Consider the following 21,276-nt stretch of genomic DNA (forward strand, 5'->3'; position numbering starts at 1 on the left):
TCACCGATCTTCCTCCCGTTTCGCCCCAGCGAGCACGTGCTCGGACAGGATCAGCTGGCAGATCTCGTTGCTGCCTTCGATGATTTCCATCAGCTTCGCGTCCCGGTACGCGCGCGCGACCGGATGGCTGTCGCGGGCGCCCCGCGACGCCAGCACCTGGACCGCCGACGCCGCGCCGTCGGCCGCGTGCCGGGAACTCACGTACTTCGCCAGCACCGTGGCCTGCACCATTTCCGGTGACCGCTCGTCCCAGCGGCGGCTGGCGTGTTCGCACGCGCGGGTGGCGGACTGCTCGGCCACCAGCAGCTCCGCCACGTGCCGCGCGACGAGCTGGTGCTGCCCCAGCGGCTTCCCGAACTGCTCGCGGGCGCCCGCGTGCCGGGTCACCTCGGCCAGGCACGCGCGCAGGATCCCCACGCAGCCCCAGGCGACCGAGATGCGGCCGTAGGCCAGCGAGGTGGTGACCAGCATGGCGGTGGACTGGCCGACGCCGCCGAGCACGTTCGCGGCCGGGAGCCGGACGCCGTCGAGCTGGATGTTCGCGTGCCCGGCGGCCCGGCAGCCCAGGGGTTCCGGAACGCGCTCCACCCGCACCCCGGGTGTCGTGGCCGGGACGACCACCGCCGCGGCGCCGCCCTCGTACTGGCCGAACACCACGAGCAGATCGGCGTAGTCCGCGGCGGTCACCCAGACCTTCTGCCCGTCGACGACCACCGAGTCGCCGTCGGGCCGGATCCGGGTGGCCATTGTGGACAGATCGCTGCCCGCGCCCGGCTCGCTGAACCCGACGGCGGCCAGCTCACCGGCGGTGAGCCGGGGCAGGAACTCCTTGCGCTGCGCCCGGTCCCCCAGTCGCTGGATCGTCCACGCGGCCATGCCCTGCGAGGTCATCAGGCTGCGCAGCGAGCTGCACCGGCTGCCCACATGCGCGGTGAACTCGCCGCTGTCCGCGCTGCTCAGTCCCAGGCCGCCGTACCGGGCCGGGACCTCGGCGCACAGCGCGCCCGCACCGGCGAGCTTGCGCACCAGATCCTCCGGGATGGTCCCGGCCCGGTCCCACGCGTCGGGCTGGTCGCCGATCAGGTCATCGGCGAGGGCGATGAGCCCGGGCAGCTGGTCAGCCACGGCCGTCCTCGGCGTCCTCCGCCCGCAGGCGCTCGACCAGGCCCACCATGATCCGCGCGGTGCGGAAGTTGGCCAGCTTCAGGTCGGGGCCGGCGATCTCGATGTCGAAGGCGCCCTCCAGGAAGACGACCAGCTCCATCGCGAACAGCGAGGACACCGTGCCCGAATCGAAGAGGTCCACCTCGGGCTCCCAGCGGACCTTGGTGCGCTCCTCGAGGAAGTCGAGGATCTTCTCCTCGATCACCGCCGAGGTCAGCTCGATGCTCTGTTCCGGCGTCGTGGTCATGAAGGTTGCCCCCCGTACTCGTAGAATCCCCGGCCGCTCTTCTGGCCGAGGTTGCCTTCGCGGATCTTTTCCAGCAGTAGTTCGTTCGGTTTGCAGCCCTCGTCGCCGGTCCGCTCGTAGAGCACCCGGAGCGAGTCGGCCAGGTTGTCCAGCCCGATCAGGTCCGCGGTGCGCAGCGGGCCGGTGCGGTGGCCGAGGCATCCTTCGAACAGCGCGTCGACGGTCTCCGGCGGCGCGGTGCCCTCCTGCACGACCCGCACCGCGTCGTTGATCATCGGGTGCAGCACCCGGCTGGTCACGAAGCCCGGGTTGTCGTTGACCACCAGCGGTTTGCGCCCGAGCCGTTCCAGCGCGGACTTGAGAGTCGCCTCCGCGGTGGCCCCGGTGCGCCGCCCGCGGATCACCTCGACCATCGGGATCAGGTACGGCGGGTTCATGAAGTGGGTCCCGATGAAGTCCTCGGGACGGGTCACCGAGTCCGCCAGCTCGTCGACCGGGATCGACGAGGTGTTGGTTACCACCGGGGTCCCGGGGCTGACCAGCGCGGAAACCTTGGCCAGCGCGGCGGCCTTGACGTCGGCCAGTTCGGTCACGGCCTCGATGACCACGGTCGCCTCCGCGCCCTCCTCGACCGAAACCGTGGTGACGAGTTCGCCGTGGGCGGTATCGGCGGGCAGCGTGCCCATGATCTGCGCCAGCTTCAGCTGCTGGCGGATCTTCTTGCGGGCCAGCGCCAGCGTGTCCTCGTCGACGTCGACCAGGGTGACCGGCAACCCGAACCCCAGTGCGAGCGTGGTGATGCCCACGCCCATCACGCCCGCGCCCAAAATCATCAGCCGGTGGGCTGTCTGGTCCTCCGACACGACACCTCCATCGAAAATCACCTTTCAGCTCTTGCTCGGAATTCGGAATACCCGTTCTCGGGCAACGCCGTTGTCCACCCCAGTTCGCGGAGAATTCCCATCGTGGAAACCGCGTGCGCGGTTTGACGATACTCAGGCTCCGCCGGGCGGTCGACCAACGCGCTTGTGCGCCCGGCGCAGCGGAACACCTCCTTTCTCCCGGGTATTCATTCGAGCCATTCCCGGATCGCGGCGGCCGTGCTTTCGGCGTGTTCCTCCAGCAGGCCGTAATGGGCGCCGGGGAGATCGAGGATGTCGTCGGCGTGTTTCCACGGGGTGACCTGATGGGTCGTCGCGGAACCGAGCCGGGTCGCCTCGGTGGCCCGGATCAGCAGGATCGGGCAGGACAACTCGCCGGGTTCCCAGTCGCGGAACAACTCGAGGTACGCGGCCTGCGCGGTGAGGCGGGTGTCGTCGGCGAGGACCAGCTCGGGGTCGCGGTCGAGGATGGTCGCCAGCAGATCGGCGCGCCAGTCGGCGCCCAGGTCGTCGCGCAGCGGGTAGGTGTCGATCAGCACGACCGCCCGCGCGGGGACGCCGATCTCCTCGAGCCGTTTCGCGGTGGCGCAGGCCGCCAGCCCGCCCGAGGAGTGTCCGATGAGGACGAACGAGCGGCCCGCGGTGTGCTCGCGGACGCGCTCGGCGAGCGCCGCGGCCAGCGCCTCGACGGTCGCGGGCAGTTGCTCCTCGGGTGCGAAACCGGGCAGGGGCACCCCGGACACGTCCCGGGTGCCGTGGAAGCCCGCCGCGAAGTCGGCGTACTGCCGCGGACCGGACAGCGCGGTCATCGCCGCCAGGCAGACCAGCACGGGTTCGCCCGGTCCGCGGGCGAGCCGCACGGCCTCGCCCCCTTCTCCCGGCGCGGTGAAGCGCGGGCGGAACCGGGCCGCGTTCGCCAGGAAGGGCACGAAATCGGAAAGCACGCCTTGGACACGAGCACCCCGTAGCAGCGCGCCAAGCGTGTCGTTGCGCGGCGGCGCCGCCGAAGTCCCGGCGGACACCACCGCGACGAGTTCGCGCGCGAGGTCCGCCGGGGTGGGGTGGTCCAGGACGATCGTGGCGGGCAGCCGCAGCCCGAGCGCGGCGTCCAGGCGCTTGCGCAGCGCGGTGACGGTCAGCGAGTCGAAACCGCGGTCCAGGAACCGGGCGCCGGGCTCGATCTCCGCCGCGTCGCGGTGCCCGAGCACGATCGCGGCGTGCTCGCGAACCAGCGAGCACGCCAGCTCCGCCCGGTCCGCATCCGGGGCGGCCAGCAGCCGGTCCCGCACCGATTCGACCGGAGCCTCCTCGGCGGCCCGCGGCGGCGGGGGCGCGGCCAGGGAGGTGAACAGCGGGCTCGGGCGCACCGCGGTGAACGCGGGCAGGAACCGGCTCCAGTTCACCCTGGCCACGGTCAGCCCGGCCGTCGCTCCCGGCAGGTGCGCGAGCGCCTCGACGGCCCGCCGGGGCTCCAGCAGCGCGACCCCGCGGCGGCTGAGGTCCTCGGCGAACGCCTCGCCCTCGGGCATGCCCTCGATCCGCCAGGGCGCCCACGCGACGGCCACGGCGGGCAGCCCGCGGGCGCGGTAGTTACCGGCCAGCGCGTCGAGGTAGGCGTTCGCGGCGGCGTGCGCCGCGTGGTCGCGGACGCCCCAGATCCCCGACACCGAGGTGCAGAGCACCAGGGCCGCCGCGGAATCGGGATCGAGCCGTTCGGCGAGTTCGGTGACGCGGCCGAGTTTGGCGCGCAGCGCTTCGGCGAGCCCGGCCGCGCCGGTTCCGGTCAGCGGCGCCAGGTCCGGGCTGCCCTCTTCGGCGTGCACGATCGCCGTGACCCGGTGGCCGGTCAGGTCCGGTGCGGTTCCGGCCGGGACGAGGGTGACCTCCGCGCCGAGTTCGGCCACTTCGGCGGCCAGCCGGTCGGCGTCCACCTCCTGCCGGTATCCCTCGGTGATCAGCACCAGGTGCACGCCGTCGCGCGCGAGGTGGCGCGCGGCCACCGCGCCCACGGTGCCCGCGGCTCCGGTGACCACGACGGTGCCGGAAGGCTCCCACGGATCCGAGGAAGGCGCCTCGGCGCGTTCGAGGCGCCGGACGAACAATCCGGTCGGCCGGATCGCGATCTGGTCCTCGGAGCCGAGCGCGGTGAGCGCCGCGACCAGCAGGCTTCCGGTCCGCTCGTCCAGGTCCGGGGGCAGGTCGACGAGCCCGCCCCAGCGCTGGGGGTGTTCCAGAGCGGCGACGCGGCCCAGCCCCCAGATCATGGCCTGCTCCGGGCTGACCGGTTCCGGAGAGTCCGTTGTGGACACCGCGCCGCGGGTCGCGCACCACAGGCGAGTGTCGAGTCCGGTGCGGTCCAGCGCCTGCAGCAGGGTCAACGCCCAGGCCGGTCCCGCGGGCAAGCCGGGATGGTCCGGATGCGGCGCGCCGGTGTCCAGCACGGCGAGCACACCGGTGACCCCGGACGCGGTTTCGGCCAGCCGGTCGGCGAGCACGGCGGGATCGTGTTCGGCCGGGGTCAGCGGGAGCACCTCGACCCGCGCGCCGCGGGCTGCCAGGGCTCGCACGCAGCGGTCGGCGCGGTCCCGCTCCGCGGCCGGGACGGCGACCAGCCACGAACCGGGTGGCACCGCCGCCGGTTCGGCCACCCGCGTCCAGGTGATCCGGTAGCGCTGCGAGTCCAGGTTCCCGCCCGGCGCGGGCAGGTTCGGCCAGTGCCGGGCGCGCTGGAAGGCGTAGGTGGGCAGGTCAACCCGCCGAGCGCCGGGGTGGGCACTCGCCCAGTCGACGGCGATTCCGGCGGTGTGCGCCCGGGCCAGCGCGGTGCGGAACTCCCGGGTACCGTCGTGGTCCCGCCGCAGCGACCCGATGGCCACCGCGTCGGCGGCACGGCTGTCGACCGTGTCCTGGATTCCCGTGGTCAGGATCGGATGCGGGCTGCACTCGACGAAGGACCGGTAGCCCTGCTCGGCGAGCGCGCCGATCGCCTCGGCGAACCGCACCGGCCGGCGGAGGTTTTCGTACCAGTAACCGGTTTCCAGCTCGCCGGTGACCCAGTCGCCGGTGACCGTGGACAGCCAGCGCACCTGGGGCGGCCGCGCGGTCAGCCCGTCGGCCGCGGTGCGGACCTCGGCTTCGATGGCCTCCACCTGCGCGGCGTGCGAGGCGTAGTCGACGTCGACCTCGCGCACCCGCACCTCGCGCTCGCGGCAGGACGCGAGGAACTCGGCCAGTGCGCCCGGTTCGCCCGAGACGACCACCGAGGCGGGACCGTTCACCGCGGCCACCGACAGCCGCTCGCCCCACGGCGCCAGCCACTCGGCCACGTCGGACGGCGAAGCGGCGACCGAGGCCATCCCGCCGGTACCGGAAAGTTCCGCCAGCGCCTGGCTGCGCAGCGCGACGATCCGCGCGGCCTCCGGGACGCTCAGCGCCCCGGCCACGCAGGCCGCAGCGATCTCGCCCTGCGAATGTCCCACCACCGCCGCGGGTTCCACGCCGTGCGCACGCCACAGCTCCGCCAGCGACACCATCACCGCCCACAACACCGGCTGCACCACGTCCACCCGCTCCAGACCGGGCGCACCCGGCGTTCCGCGCAGCACGTCCGGCAAGGACCAGTCCACGAAGGAGGACAGCGCCGCGGAACACTCGGCCAGCTTCGCCGCGAACGCCGGGGCGGTCGCCAGCAGATCCACGGCCATGCCGGTCCACTGGGAGCCCTGGCCGGGGAACACGAACACCGGCCCGCGACCGGCGTCGGCGGCGACGCCCTCGACCACGGCCGGATCCGGGCGCCCGGCGGCCAGGGCGTCGAGCCCGTCGAGCAGTTCGCCGCGGTCGTCCCCGAGCACCACCGCCCGGTGCGGGAAGGCCGTCCGCGCGGTGACCAGGGAGAAACCCACGTCCGCGGGGGAAAGTTCGGGGCGGTCCGCGACGAACGTGCGCAGCCGCCGCGCCTGCGCCCGCAGCGCCGCCTCAGTGCGGCCGGACAGCACCCAGGCCGCCGGACCGGGCGGGGCGGCGCCCGGCGCCTGCTCGACCGGCTCGGCCTGCTCCAGCACGACGTGGGCATTGGTGCCGCTGAGCCCGAACGACGACACCCCCGCCCGCCGCGGGCGGTCCGCCGCGGGCCAGGGCCTGGTCCCGGTGGCCAGCCGCACCGCGCCCGCGGTCCAGTCGACCCGCGAACTCGGCTGGTCGGCGTGCAGGGTCTTCGGCAACACCCCGTGCCGCAGGGCCTCGACCATCTTGATCACCCCGGCCACCCCCGCCGCGGCCTGGGTGTGCCCGATGTTCGACTTCACCGACCCGAGCCACAACGGCTCGTCCCGCTCCTGTCCGTAGGTCGCCAGCAGCGCCTGCGCCTCGATCGGGTCCCCCAGCGTGGTCCCCGTCCCATGCGCCTCCACGGCGTCCACATCGGACGGATGCAGCCCGGCGCTGGACAGCGCTTCCCGGATCACTCGCTGCTGCGACGGACCGTTCGGCGCCGTCAAGCCGTTCGACGCGCCGTCCTGGTTCACCGCGGAACCGCGCACCACCGCCAGCACCGGATGGCCGTTTCGCCGCGCATCCGACAACCGCTCGACCAGCAGCACCCCCACGCCCTCGGCGAATCCGGTGCCGTCGGCGCCCTCGCCGAACGCCTTGCACCGCCCGTCGACCGCGAGCCCGCGCTGCCGGGAGAACTCCACGAAGATCATCGGGGTGGACATCACGGTGACCCCGCCCGCGAGCGCGAGGTCGCATTCGCCCGACCGCAGCGCCCGCACCGCCCAGTGCAGTGCCACCAGCGACGAGGAACACGCCGTATCCACCGTCACCGCCGGGCCCTCCAGCCCGAAGGTGTACGACACCCGCCCGGACAGCACGCTGCCGGCGTTCCCGGTCGACAGGTGCCCCTCGACCGGATCGCTGCCGAGCGCGAGCAGCGTCGGGTAGTCCTGACCGTTGGTTCCGGTGAAGACCCCGGTCCGGCTGCCGCGCAACGACTCCGGATCGATCCCCGCCCGCTCGAACGCCTCCCACGAAGTCTCCAGCAACAACCGCTGCTGCGGATCCATCGCCAACGCCTCACGCGGCGAGATCCCGAAGAACCCCGCGTCGAACTCGGTCACCCCGCGCAGGAATCCCGCGCGCCGGACGTAGCTCGTGCCCTGCTGGTCGGGGTCGTCGTCGTACAGGGCGTCGAGGTCCCAGCCCCGGTCGCGGGGCAGTTCCGAGAGCAGGTCCTCCCCGCGCGCGATCCGCTCCCAGAACTCCTCCGGCGTGTCGATCCCGCCGGGGAACCGGCAGCTCATCGCGACGATCGCGATCGGCTCCCGCTCCCGGTCGCGCATCCGCCGCAACTGCGCGTGCGCCTCGTCGAGTTCGCCGGTGACCCGCTTGAGGAAGTAGCGGAGTTTGTCCACATCGGTCACTGCTGCACCCTCCCCCGCATCACGAGATCCCGAACTTCTCGTCGAGGTAGCTGAACATCTCGTCGTCGGTCGCGGACTCGAGATCGTCCGCGGCGCCGCTCGCGGAATCGCCGGGCAGTTCGTTCCACCGCGCGAGCAGGGCCTTGAGCCGGGACGTGATGTCCGCGCGCTCGTCGGCGCCGAGTTCGGCGAGCCGCTCCGCGTCCAGACCGGACAGCGCGTTCTCCAGCCGGGCCAGTTCGGCCGCCAGGGACGGCGCGGCCGCCGCTCCGCCGCGCACCAGTTCGGCGCGCAGGTGCCCGGCCAGCGCGGCGGGAGTCGGCTGGTCGAAGACCAGGGTCGCGGGCAGCCGGAGCCCGGTGCCCAGGTTCAGCCGGTTGCGGAACTCAAGCCCGGCAACGGAATCGAACCCGAGATCGCGGAACGCGCGGCTGGGCTCCACCTCCTCCGGGCCGCTGTGCCCGAGGACCGCCGCGGCCTGGGTGCGCACGAGATCGAGCAGCACCCGCTCCTGCTCGGCTTCGTCCAGCCCGGCCAGCCGTTCGCGCAGCGGCTCGCCCGGTGCGGACTCGGCCCCGGCCACCGCCGCCTGCCTGCGCGTCCGGACCAGGCCGCCGAGCAGCGGCGGGAGCGCACCGGTCCGGGCCTGCGCGCGCAGTTCCGCGTCGTCGAGGCGGACCGGCACCAGGACCGCCGGTTCCGACCGCCACGCGGCGTCGAGCAGGGCGAGCCCGTCGTCCGGGGAGATCGGCGCGATCCCGCGGCGCGCCATCCGGTCGGTGTGGCCCTCGTCGAGTTGCCCGGCCATGCCCTCGCGCACGTCCCACATACCCCACGCCAGGGACTGGGCGGGCAGGCCGCGTGCGCGGCGGTGCCCGGCGAAGGCGTCCAGGAACGCGTTCGCGGCCGCGTAGTTCGCCACGCCGGGGCCGCCGAGGGTGCCGGTGATCGACGAATACACGGTGAACAGCGACAGCTCCGATCGCGCGGTCAGCTCGTGCAGGTTCACCACCGCGTCCACCTTCGCCCGGAACACCCGGTCGACCTGTTCGGGGCGCAGCGAGGTCAGCACCGCGTCGTCGAACACCCCGGCCACGTGGATCACCGCGCGCAGCGGGTGATCCGCGGGGATCCGGCCGAGCAGCTCCGCCAGCGCGTCCCGGTCGGCCGCGTCGCACGCCGCCAGGGTGACCTGCGCGCCCAGCGCGGTGAGTTCGCCGACGAGTCCCTCGGTGTCCTGGCCGCGGCGGCTGGTCAGCAGCAACCGCCGGACGCCGTGCTCGGTGACCAGGTGGCGGGCGAGCAGGCGCCCGAGGCCGCCGGTGGCGCCGGTGACGAGCACGGTGCCGTCGGGGTCCAGCTCGGGTCCGGTGGCCGGTTCGGCGGCTTTGGCCAGGCGCGGTGCCAGCGCGGTTCCCGCCCGCACGGCCAGTTGCGGTTCGTCCGCGGCGAATGCGGACGGCACGGCCGCCCACGAGGCGTCCAGCTCGTCGAGATCGAGCAGCGCGAACCTGCCGGGTTCCTCGGCCTGCGCGGACCGGAGCAGGCCCCACACCGGCGCCGCGGCGAGCGAGGACGCGGCGTCGTGCGGGCCGGTGGCCACCGCTCCCGTGGTCACCACCACCAGCCGGGACCACGCGAAGCGCGTGTCGGCGAGCCATTCCTGGGCCCGGGCCAGCACCCGGTTCGTGACCGCGCGCGCCGCGTCCGCCAGATCGCCCGGTTCGTCCTCCACCGGCAGGAAGACCACTTCCGGCACTTCGCCCGCGGCGAGCGCGGCGAGTTCGGCGGTCATCGGCACGTCCCCGCCCAGCGCGCGGCGCAGCCGCTCGGCGAGATCGCCCTGCCCGAGCACCGCCGCGCGAACCTCCGCCGGAGCCGGGGCGGGCAGCCGCACCCAGTCCACTGTGTACAGAGCATCGGCGGGGCGGCGGCGCGCGTCCTCCGGCGGGACCGGGGCCAGCCGGACCTCCTCGGCCGTGACGACCGGCGCCCCGCCCTCGTCGACGGCTCGCAGGCGGAAGGTGTCCGGTCCGGTGGGGATGCATTCGACTCGCAGCGAGGTCGCCCCCGTCGCGTGCACCGCCAGGCCCCGCCAACCGGCCGGGTACCCGTCCGCGGCCACGGTGAGCACGGCGTCCAGCAGCGCGGGGTGCAGCACGAACCGGTTCGCGTCGGCCAGCAGCGGCTCCGGCAGGGCGACCTCGCCGACGAGGTCGCCGTCCGGTTCGGCGACCGGTCCGGCCGTCAACTCGGCGGTGAGCACACCGCGCGCGTGGCAGGTCCACGGCTGCCCCGGAGCGTCTTCCGGGCGGGAGTGCACGGCGACCGGCCGCCGCCCGCCCGCTTCGGCCCCGGCGGAGACCTGGATCCGGATCGCGCCCCGCTCGGGCAGCGCCAGCGGCGCCTGCACGGTCAGCTCCTCGACGATCGGGCAGCCGACCTGATCCCCGGCGTGGATCGCCAGCTCGGCGACCGCGGCCGCGGTGTGTTGGGCCAGCCAGGGATGCGTGCTCGCCGAGACCCTGCCGGTCAGCACCACGCCGTCCGATCCCGGCAACGCCACCACGGCGCCGAGCAGCGGATGGTGCGCGAGGTCCTGACCGACCGCCGCGGGGTCGGCCGCACCCGACGGGTCGAGCCAGTACCGCTTGCGCTGGAACGCGTAGGTCGGGAGTTCGACGCGCCGGGGTGTCGGCGCGGCGAAGAACGCGCCCCAGTCCACGGTCACGCCCCGGACGTGCAGCCGCCCGGCGGCCTCGGTCAGGGTCCGCACCTCCGCGTGCTCCTTGCGCAGAGCCGGAACCAGCGTCGCGGCCGCCTCGTCGGCGAGGCAGTCCTGGGCCAGCGCCGCGAGCGATCCGCCGGGCCCGAGCTCCAGGAACGTGCCGACGCCCTCGTCTTCCAGGTGACGGATCCCGTCGGCGAAGCGCACGGCCTCGCGCACGTGCCGCACCCAGTACTCGGGCGAGCACACCTCCTCGTCCGCCGCCCGTCGACCATGCACATTGGACACTATGGGGATGCGCGGCGGGTGGAACTCCACCCCGGCCGCGACCGCGCGGAACTCGTCGAGCATCGGTTCCATCCGCGGCGAGTGGAACGCGTGCGACACCGGCAGCCGTTTCGTCTTGTGCCCCTCGGCGGCCAGCCGCTCGGCCACTTCGGATACCACGTCCTCGTCACCGGAGAGCACCACGGCGGCCGGGCCGTTCACCGCAGCCACGCTCAGCCGGTCCGCGCGCCCGGCCAGCCACGGGGTGACCACCGATTCGGGCGCCTGCACCGAGACCATCGCGCCACCCGTGGGGAGCCCCTGCATCAACCGGCCCCGCGCGGCGACCAGGCGGCACGCGTCGTCCAGCGACAGCACGCCCGCCGCGTGCGCGGCCACCAGTTCGCCGATCGAATGCCCCAGCAGGAAGTCCGGCGTGACACCCCAGTTCTCGACCAGGCGGAACAGCGCGACCTCCACCGCGAACAGCGCGGTCTGGGTGAACGCGGTCCGGTCCAGCAGCTCCGCCTCCGGCGAGTCCGGCGCGGCCCACACCACGTCCCGCAGCGGGCGGGCCAGTTCCGCGTCGAGCCGCGCGCACACCGCGTCGAACGCCTCGGCGAACACCGGGAACGTCTCGTACAGCTCGCGTCCCATGCCCAGTCGCTGGGCGCCCTGGCCGGAGAAGAGGAAGGCCACCCGCCCGGCCTTCGCCGCGGCGGCTTCCCCCGTTTCCACGGTGGCCAGGCCGCGCATCGCCTCTTCGCGGTCGGCCGCGACCACCACCGCGCGCCGCTCGTGGGTGGCCCGCGTGGTCGCAAGGGAATAGGCGATCTCAGCGGGGGCCAGTTCCGGGTGCTCGTCGAGGTGCGCGCGCAGGGCGGCCGCCTGCCCGCGCAGCGCGGCGGCGGTCCGCGCGGACAGCACGAAGGGCAGCGCGGGGCAGGCCGCGGGCTCGGGGGCGTCCGCGCGGTCCGGTACGGGGGCTTGCTCGAGGATGACGTGGGCGTTGGTGCCGCTGATGCCGAACGAGGAGACCGCGGCCCGGCGCGGATGCTCGCTCTCCGGCCAGGACCGGGCCTCGGTGAGCAGTTCCAGCGCCCCCGCCGACCAGTCCACCTGGGTGGTCGGGGTGGTCACGTGCAGGGTCTTCGGCAGCCGGCCGTGCCGGAGAGCGAGCACCAGCTTGATCACTCCGGCCACCCCGGCGGCGGCCTGCGTGTGCCCGATGTTCGATTTCACCGACCCCAGCAGCACGGGCCGCTCGGCGGGCCGGTCCCGGCCGTAGGTCGCGAGCAACGCCTGCACCTCGATCGGGTCCCCGAGCCGGGTGCCCGTCCCGTGCGCCTCCACGACGTCCACATCGGACGGTTCCAGGCGGGCGTCGGCGAGCGCGTCCCGGATGACCCGCTGCTGCGCCGGGCCGTTGGGAGCGCTCAGCCTGCTGGTGGCGCCGTCCTGGTTGACCGCGGACCCGCGCACCACCGCCAGCACCGGGTGGCCGTTGCGTTCGGCGTCCGAGAGCCGCTCCAGCAGGAGCATGCCGATGCCCTCGCCGAATCCGGTGCCGTCCGCGCCCTCGGCGAACGCCTTGCACCGGCCGTCCGCGGCGAGCCCGCGCTGCCGGGCGAATTCGACGAACAGCATGGGGGTCGACATCACGGTCACCCCACCGGCGAGCGCCAGCGAGCACTCCCCCGAACGCAGTGACCGCACGGCCAGGTGCAGCGCCACCAGCGACGAGGAGCACGCGGTGTCCACGGTCATCGCCGGGCCCTGCAGGCCGAACGTGTAGGCCACCCGGCCGGACGCGACGCTGGGCGAGGTGCCGTTCGCGACGTACCCGGCGGCGCCTTCGGGCACGTCGGTCAGCGCGCCGCCGTAGTCGTGGTACATGATGCCCGCGAACACCCCGGTCCGGCTCTCGCGCAACGAGTGCGGATCGATTCCCGCCCGCTCGAACGCTTCCCAGGACGTCTCCAGCAACAACCGCTGCTGCGGATCCATGGCCAGCGCTTCGTGCGGGGAGATCCCGAAGAACCCGGCGTCGAATTCGCCGACCTCGGGGAGGAATCCGCCCTCCCGGGTGGTCCCGTCCGCGGGGCCGGACAGGTCCCAGCCCCGGTCGGTGGGGAACGCGGTGATGGCGTCGCCGCCCTCGGCCAGCAGCCGCCAGTAGTCCTCCGGGCCGTCGACCCCGCCGGGGAACCGGCAGCCCAGGCCGACGATCGCGATCGGCTCGTGCGCGCCGTCTTCCAGTTCCCCGATCCGCTGCCGGGCCTGCCGCAGGTCGATCGTCACCTGCTTCAGGAAGTGGCGGAGCTTTTCCTCATTGTCCATCGAACGCGGTCCCCTTACGAATTCGACCCCAACCCGAAATCAACTGCTCTGTCAGGTAATGCCGAATTCCCTCCCCAGCAGGTCGAACATCTCGTCGTCGGTGGCCGACTGGATATCGGATCCGTCCGCCCCGCGCGGGCCCGTCCACGTCGTCAGCAACGACTCCAGCCGCGTGGTGACCTTCGCCCGGGACTCCTCGTCCGCCTCCACCGCCGAGAGCGCGTCCTCGATCCGCCGCAGTTCGTCGAGCAGCGGCGCGACCACGTCGGCCGGTCCGGGATCGATCTCCGACCGCAGATGTTTGACCAGCGCCGACGGGGCCGGGTGATCGAAGATCAAGGTAGCCGGAAGCCGCAGGCCGGTCACCGAGTTCAACCGGTTCCGCAGCTCCACCGCGGTGAGCGAATCGAAGCCGGATTCCAGGAAACCGCGGTCCACGTCGACCTCCCCGGGCGTGGTGTGCCCGAGCACCGCGGCCATCTGGGCGCGCACCAGGTCCAGCAGCATCGCGTTCTGCTCGGCCTCGGGGTGTTTGGCCAGCCGTTCCCGGAACGATTTCGCGTCCTCCGGCGCGGCCGCACCGGCGGCCCCGCGCCGGGCCCGGACCGGGACCAGGCCGCGCAGCAGCGGCGGCACCTCCCCGGCGCGCAGCCGGTTCCGCAGGGCGGGGAGGTCGAGCCGGATCGGGACGAGCAGGGACTCCGCGCCGGTCCAGCCCGCGTCGAACAGGTCGAGTCCCTGCTCGGCGTCGAGCGGCCGGATACCACCGCGGGACAACCGGTCGAGGTCGCCCTGCCGCAGGTCCCCGGCCATCCCGCCCTCGGCCCACAGGCCCCACGCCAGCGACGTGGCCCGCAGGCCGCGAGCCCGCCGGTGGTGCGCCAGCGCGTCCAGGTACGCGTTCGCGGCCGCGTAGTTGGCCTGGCCCGCGGTCCCGAGCACACCCGCCGCCGAGGAGAACAGCACGAACGCCGCGAGGTCCTGGTCGCGGGTCAGCTCGTGCAGGTGCCACGCGCCCAGCGCCTTGGGCCGCAGCACCCGGTCGAGTCGTTCGGGCGTCAGCGATTCGACCAGGCCATCGTCGAGCACACCCGCCGCGTGCACGACCCCGGTCAGCGGGTGCTCCGCCGGAATGTCGCTCAGCACCGCGGAAAGCGCCGCCCGATCGGCCACGTCGCACGCCGCCCACACCACCTCGGCGCCCAGGGCGGACAGCTCCTCGGTGAGCGCCTCGGCGCCCTCCCCGCCGCGACGGCTCAGCAAGAGCAGTCGCCGAACGCCGTGCGCGCGGACCACGTGCCGGGCGACGAGCGCGCCCAGCGCGCCACCGGCGCCGGTGATCAGGACCGTGCCGCCCTCGGCGAACTCGATCGGCTCCGCCGGGGCCGCCACCTCCTCGGCGCGCTCCAGCCGGGGAGCGAGGTACTCGCCTCCGCGCACGGCCAGCTGGGGTTCGTCCACTTCGGACAGACCGGCGAGCGAGGCGCGGTCCGCCGGTTCGTCCAGGTCCACCAGCACGAACCGGCCGGGGTGCTCGGACTGGGCGGCCCGGACGAGCCCCCACACCGGTGCGGCGTCCAGGCCGGTCACGTCCGCGCCGTCGCCGGTGGCGATGGCCCCGCGGGTGACCAGGACGAGCCGCGCGTCGGCGGATGCCTCGGTGGCCAGCCAGGTCCGGACCAGTTCCAGCGCGTTCGCCGCCGTGTCACCGGGGCCGTCCCCGGTCACCTCGACCGCGACCACCGGGGGAACCTCGCCGGAGGCGCACAGCTCCCGGACGGAGTCCACATCGGACCAGAAGATCTCGGCCGCCGCGGGCTGGTGCGGGATGGCGTGCCAGCCCACCCGGAACAGCGGGCGCGCTTCGGCCGTGCGGAGCTGCTCCGGGTTCACCGGCCGCACCACCAGGGAGCCGACCGAGACCACCGGGGCGCCCGCCTCGTCCCACGCCGCGAGCGCGACGCCTTCGGCGCCGTGCGGGGTCAGCCGGACCCGCAACGCGGTGGCGCCGGAGGCGAACAGGGTGACGCCGGTCCAGGAGAACGGCAGGCCGCCCGGGGCGCCCTCCCCCGTGCCGGGACCGGCGGCCAGTGCGTGCAGGGCCGCGTCCAGCAGCGCCGGATGCAGGCCGAAGCGTGCGGTGTCGTCCCGCGCGTCCTCGGGCAGAGCCACCTCCGCGAACACTTCCCGGTCCCGCCGCCACACCGACCGCAGGCCCTGGAACACCGGCCCGTAACCGAAACCGGCCTCCGCCAGTGCCTGGTAGGCGCCGTCGACGTCCACCGCTTCGGCGTCCTCCGGCGGCCACACCGGCGCTTCGGGCCCCGGCTCGGCGGGCCGGTCGCCGAGCAGTCCGGTGGCGTGCCGGGTCCAGGGGTGGTCCTCGGCGTCGTCGGGCCGGGAGTGGATCTCGACCTGGCGTCCGCTCTCTTCCGGTTCGCCGACCACCACCTGGAGCTGGATCGCGCCCTTCGCGGGGAGCACCAGCGGGGCCTGCAGGGTCAGCTCGTCGAGCACCGGGCAGTCCACCTGGTCACCCGCGCGGATCGCCAGTTCCACGAGTGCGGTCCCGGGCAGCAGCACGGTGTCGCCGACCGCGTGGTCGGCCAGCCACGGATGCGTCCGCACCGAAAGCCGGCCGGTGAGCACCACGCCGTTCGCACCGGCGAGCGGCACCGCGGCGCCGAGCAGCGGGTGCCCGGCCGCGCGCAGGCCCGCGGCGGTCACGTCGCCCGCGTCGCCGCCGGTGCCGCCCAGCCAGAAGCGCCGGTGCTGGAACGCGTAGGTGGGCAGCTCGACCCGTGCGGCGCCGCGACCGTCGAAGACCGCCGACCAGTTCACCCGCACGCCGTGGACGTGCAGTTCCGCGGCGGCGCTCAGGAACCGCTGCCGGTCGCTGTGATCCCGGCGCAGGGTGCCGACCACGGTTCCGGCCACCCCGGCTTCGGTGAGCAGGTCCTCGATTCCGGGGATGAGCACCGGATGCGGGCTGACCTCCACGAACGCGTGGTGACCGGCATCGGCGAGGGCCTGGATCGCGGGGGCGAACCGGACCTGGCCGCGCAGGTTGTCGTACCAGTACCGGGCGTCCAGTTCGGGGCCTTCGATCAGGTCGCCGGTGAGGGTCGAGTACATCGGCACCGCGGCGGGACCGGGCCGGATTCCGGCGAGGGCCTGGGCCAGATCGGCACGGATCGCTTCGACCTGCGGCGAATGCGAGGCGTAGTCCACGTCGACCTCGCGGACCCGCACCTCCCGCTCCCGGCAGGAAGCGAGGAACTCGTCGAGGGCGGCGCGTTCCCCGGAGACCACCGTCGACGCCGGACCGTTCACCGCCGCCAGGGAGAGCCGCTCGCCCCACGGCGCCAGCCACTCGGTCACCTCGGTCGGCGAAGCGGCCACCGAGGCCATCCCGCCGGTACCGGACAGCGCTGCCAGCGCCTGGCTCCGCAACGCCACCACCTTCGCGCCGTCCGCGATGCTCAGCGCACCGGAGACGCAGGCCGCCGCGATCTCACCTTGCGAATGCCCCACCACCGCCACGGGATCGACACCCCAGGAACGCCACAGCTCCGCCAGCGACACCATCACCGCCCACAACACCGGCTGCACCACGTCCACCCGGCCCAGATCGGGCGCGCCGCCCACACCGCGCAGCACGTCCAGCAAGGACCAGTCCACATAGGACGCCAACGCCGCCGCGCACTCCCCCAGCCGTTCGGTGAAGCCCGGTGAGCAGTCCAGCAGTTCGACCGCCATGCCCGCCCACTGCGCGCCCTGCCCGGGGAACACGAACACCACGCCCCGGCCGTCCCCGGTGGCGGTGCCCCGGACCAGTCCGGGGTCGGCTTCGCCCCGGGCCAGCGCGGTGAGCCCGCCGACCAGTTCGTCCCGGTCGCCGCCCACGATCACGGCGCGGTGCTCGTGCGCGGCGCGGGTCGTGGCGAGCGAGAACGCCACATCGGCCGGGCTCGGGCCGGGCTCGGTGGCCAGCCACGTGCGCAGCCGCTCGGCCTGCGCCCGCAGCGCCGGTTCGGTACGCGCCGACACCAGCCAGGGCAACGGGTAGAGCGGGGTGTCGTCCTCCTGGGCCGCCGGTGTTTCCGGCACCGCCGGGGGTTCCTCGATGATGGCGTGGGCGTTGGTGCCGCTGAGCCCGAACGACGACACCCCCGCCCGCCGCGGCCGGTCCGATCGCGGCCACTCCCGCGTTTCGGTGAGGAGTTCGACCGCGCCCGCGGTCCAGTCGATCTCCGGGCTCCGTTCTTCGGCGTGCAGGGTCTTCGGCAGCACCTCGTGCCGCATCGCCTCGACCATCTTGATCACCCCGGCCACGCCCGCCGCGGCCTGGGTGTGCCCGATGTTCGATTTGACCGACCCCAGCCACAGCTGGTCTTCCCGGTCCTGGCCGTAGGTCGCGAGCAACGCCTGCGCTTCGATCGGGTCCCCGAGCCGGGTCCCCGTCCCGTGCGCCTCCACAACGTCCACATCGGACGGTGACAGACCCGCGCTGGCGAGCGCCTGCCGGATCACCCGCTGCTGCGACGGACCGTTCGGCGCGGTCAACCCGTTCGACGCACCATCCTGGTTCACCGCAGAACCGCGCACCACCGCCAGCACCCGGTGCCCGTTCCGCCGGGCGTCCGACAACCGCTCCACCAGCAGCACACCGACACCCTCGGACCAGCCGACACCATCGGCCTGCGCGGAGAACGAGCGGCATCGCCCGTCCGGGGCCAGGCCGCGCTGGCGGGAGAATTCCACGAACGGCCCGGGGGTGGCCATCACGGTCACCCCGCCCGCCAGCGCCAGATCGCTTTCCCCGGCGCGCAGCGACTGGCACGCCCAGTGCAGCGCCACCAGCGACGACGAACACGCCGTGTCCACCGTCACCGCCGGACCCTCCAGCCCGAAGGTGTACGACACCCGCCCGGAGGCGACGCTGCCCGAGGTTCCCGTGCTCATGAACCCTTCGAGCCCCTCGGGTAACGCGCTCAACCCGGTGGCGTAGTCGTGGTACATCATCCCGGCGAAGACGCCGGTCCGGCTGCCGCGCAACGACTCGGGGTCGATCCCCGCCCGCTCGAACGCCTCCCACGAAGTCTCCAGCAACAACCGCTGCTGCGGATCCATCGCCAACGCCTCACGCGGACTGATCCCGAAGAACCCCGGATCGAAATCCCCGGCCTCGTGCAGGAACCCGCCCTCGCGCACGTAGGAGGTGCCCATCCGGCCGCTTTCCGGGTCGTACAGCGCTTCCAGCGGCCAGCCGCGGTCTTCCGGGAACCGGGAAATCCCGTCCCCGCCGGTGGAAACGAGCCGCCAGAGCCCTTCCGGCGAGGACACCCCGCCGGGATACCGGCACGCCATGCCGACGATCGCGATGGGTTCGTCCGAGGCGGTGACCGCGACCGACGCGGTTCCGGCCCGCTCACCGGTCAGTTCGGACCGCAGCCGATCGGCGAGCACGGCGGGGGTCGGGTAGTCGAAGATCAGGGTCGCCGGGAGCCGGAGTCCGGTGGCGGTGCCCAGGCGGTTGCGCAGTTCCACCGCGGTCAGCGAATCGAAGCCCAGATCGTTGAACGCCTTCGAGGACGGCACGTCGGCGGCGCCGGCGTGCCCGAGGACCGCGGCCACTTCGCGGCACACCAGCTCGGTCAGCTGCGCGGCCTGTTCCCCCGGCGCGAGCGCGGCCAGCCGGTCGGCCAGCGCGGACGCGCCGGACCGATCGCCACCCGCGGCGCGCCGGGCGGGGGTCTTGATCAGGCCGCGCAGCAGCGGCGGGATCGGGTGCTGTTCGCGCAGCACCCCGAGGTCGAGGTTGACCGGGACCAGCAGCGGTTCGGCCGCGCGGTGCCCGGCGTCGAACAGCTCGAGCCCCTGCTCGGTGGTCAGCGCCGCGACGCCGCCGCGGGCCATCCGGTCGAGGTCGCCCTGCCGCAGGTCCCCGGCCATCCCACCATCGGCCCACAGGCCCCATGCCAGCGAGGTTGCCCGCAGGCCGCGGGCGCGCCGGTGGTGCGCCAGCGCGTCCAGGAACGCGTTCGCCGCGGCGTAGTTCGCCTGACCCGGCCCGCCGAAGATCCCGGCGATCGAGGAGAACAGCACGAACGCCGAGAGGTCCTGGTCCGCGGTCAGTTCGTGCAGGTTGATCGCCGCGTCGGCCTTGGGGCGCAGCACCCGCTCGAGGCGTTCGGGGGTCAGGGATTCCACCAGCCCGTCGTCGAGCACACCCGCCGCGTGCACTACGCCGGTCAACGGATGGTCCGCCGGAATCTCGCCCAGCACCGCGGCCAGCGCCGCCCGGTCGGCGGCGTCGCATGCCGCCCACACCACTTCGGCGCCGAGGCCGGTCAGTTCCGCGGTCAGCTCGGCGGCCCCCGGCGCCCGGTCACCGCGGCGGCTCAGCAGCACCAGCCGCCGCACGCCGTGCGCGCGCACCAGGTGCCGCGCGACCACGCCGCCGAGGGTGCCGCTGGCGCCGGTGATCAGGACGGTTCCCTCCGCCGCGAACTCGACCGGTTCGCCGGGTTCGGCGGGGGCGCGCTCCAGCCGGGGCGCGCGCAGTTCGCCGTCGCGGATCGCGAGCTGCGGTTCGGCGTCGAGGGCGAGCGCGGCGGGCACCAGATCCGCGGCGGTGGCGGTGCGGTCCAGGTCGATGAGTGTGAAGCGGCCGGGATGTTCGGACTGCGCGGTGCGCACGAGCCCCCACACCGCGGCGGCGTCGAGGTCGAAGTCCTCGTCCCCGTTGGCCGGGGCCGCGCACCGGGTCACCACGGCCAGGCGGGCCGTGGCCGTGCTTTCCCCGGCCAGCCACGCCCGGACGAGTTCCAGCGCCCGGTTCGCCGTGGCGAGCGCGCCGTCTCCCCCGGTCACTTCGACCGCGACCACCGGGGGAACCGTGTCACCGGACGCGCACACCGCCCGGAGGGAGTCCACATCGGACCAGGTGACGTCCGCACCGGCTCCCGGCGCCGCGACCGGGGTCCAGGCCAGCCGGAACAGGCTGCGGTGCCCGGCCGCCCGGAGCCGGTCCGCGGCGACGGGCCGCGCGATCAGCGATTCGACCGCGGCCACCGGCGCACCGGTCTCGTCGGCGGCCTCGAGGGTGACGCCGTCCCCGTTCGGGGTCAGCCGCACCCGCAGCGAGGTCGCCCCGGAGGCGAACAGCGTCACGCCGGTCCAGGAGAACGGCAGCCGCGGCGGGCCCTCATCCGCGCCCGCGGCCAGCGCGTGCAGCGCGGAGTCGAGGAGCGCGGGGTGCACCCCGAACCGCTCGGCGTCCTCGCGTGCCGGTTCGGGCAGCGCGACCTCGGCGAACACCTCCTCGCCGCGCCGCCAGGCCGCGCGCAGCCCCTGGAACACCGGGCCGTACCCGAGACCGGCGTCGGCCAGCGCGGGGTAGACGCCGTCGACGTCCACCGGCTCGGCGTCCTCCGGCGGCCACACCGGGAAGGCGAACCCCGGTTCCGCCGCCCGTTCGCTCAGGAAACCGGTGGCGTGCCGGGTCGCGGGCAGGTCGCCGGTGCGGGAGAAGATCTCGACCGGCCGCCGCCCGTTCGCTTCGGGCGCGCCGACCGCGACCTGGACCGCGGTGGCGGCGTCCTCGGTCAGCACCAGCGGGGTGTGCAGGGTGAGCTCGTCGACGACCGAGCACCCGACCTCGTCCCCCGCGCGGATCGCCAGTTCCACCAGCGCGGTCCCGGGCAGCAGCACGGCGCCGGACACCGCGTGGTCGGCCAGCCACGGCTGCGCCCCCGGGGACAGGCGACCGGTGAACAGGACACCGCTGGAATCCGGAAGCGGCACCGCCGCACCCAGCAGGGGGTGGTCCGCGGGCGCCAGCCCCACCGAACTCACGTCCCCGGCCGCGGTGTGGCCGGAGGCCCAGTAGCGGCGTCGCTGGAACGGGTAGGTGGGCAGGTCCACCCGGCGCGCGTTCGTCCCGGCGAACAGCACCGGCCAGTCCACGCGTGGTCCGCGCACGAACACCCCGGCCAGCGCCTCCACCAGCGCCACCGGCTCGGGGCGGTCCTTGCGCAGGCCCGCGACCACACCGACCTCGGCACCGGCCTCGGCCAGGCACTCCTGGGCCATCCCGGCCAGCACCCCGTCCGGGCCCAGTTCCACGAACGTAGTCACTCCGGCGCCGCGCAACGATTCGATCCCGTCGGCGAACCGGACGGCCTGCCGCACGTGTTCGACCCAGTACTCAGGAGTGGCCGG

The 21,276-nt window shown here is 74.1% G+C and carries 4 protein-coding genes and 2 pseudogenes; all 6 read right to left on the bottom strand.

The window, feature by feature from the left end:
• The gene (locus FXO23_RS25825; protein ID WP_218952152.1) at positions 1-1,125 is read right to left on the bottom strand and encodes an acyl-CoA dehydrogenase family protein; all 1,125 of its coding nucleotides are present in this window, start codon (positions 1,123-1,125) and stop codon (positions 1-3) included.
• Positions 1,118-1,411, bottom strand: a complete 294-nt coding sequence (locus FXO23_RS25830) for an acyl carrier protein (protein ID WP_158888011.1) — start codon at positions 1,409-1,411, stop codon at positions 1,118-1,120. Before FXO23_RS25830 ends, FXO23_RS25825 begins: the two co-directional genes overlap by 8 nt.
• On the bottom strand, positions 1,408-2,244 hold the full coding sequence (locus FXO23_RS25835) for a 3-hydroxyacyl-CoA dehydrogenase family protein (RefSeq protein WP_158888034.1): 837 nt from the start codon (positions 2,242-2,244) through the stop codon (positions 1,408-1,410). The genes FXO23_RS25830 and FXO23_RS25835 overlap by 4 nt, the downstream gene beginning before the upstream one ends.
• A gap of 236 nt (positions 2,245-2,480) precedes the next feature.
• A pseudogene (locus tag FXO23_RS52300) lies at positions 2,481-7,616 on the bottom strand (beta-ketoacyl synthase N-terminal-like domain-containing protein); the annotation flags it as partial.
• 118 nt (positions 7,617-7,734) lie between these two features.
• A complete protein-coding gene (locus tag FXO23_RS25845) occupies positions 7,735-13,050 on the bottom strand; it encodes a type I polyketide synthase (protein ID WP_158888013.1) in 5,316 nt (1,771 codons plus the stop codon).
• A 51-nt stretch (positions 13,051-13,101) separates the two neighbouring features.
• A pseudogene (locus tag FXO23_RS50805) lies at positions 13,102-21,072 on the bottom strand (SDR family NAD(P)-dependent oxidoreductase); the annotation flags it as partial.
• Positions 21,073-21,276: the final 204 nt, after the last annotated feature.

This window comes from Amycolatopsis anabasis (genome assembly GCF_009765355.1).
GTDB classification, from domain to species: Bacteria; Actinomycetota; Actinomycetes; order Mycobacteriales; family Pseudonocardiaceae; genus Amycolatopsis; species Amycolatopsis anabasis.

Coding starts and splice junctions, on each gene's coding strand:
- FXO23_RS25845 (WP_158888013.1), bottom strand. CDS start 13,050: ATGGACAATGAGGAAAAGCTCCGCCACTTCCTGAAGCAGGTGACGATC.
- FXO23_RS25835 (WP_158888034.1), bottom strand. CDS start 2,244: ATGATTTTGGGCGCGGGCGTGATGGGCGTGGGCATCACCACGCTCGCA.
- FXO23_RS25830 (WP_158888011.1), bottom strand. CDS start 1,411: ATGACCACGACGCCGGAACAGAGCATCGAGCTGACCTCGGCGGTGATC.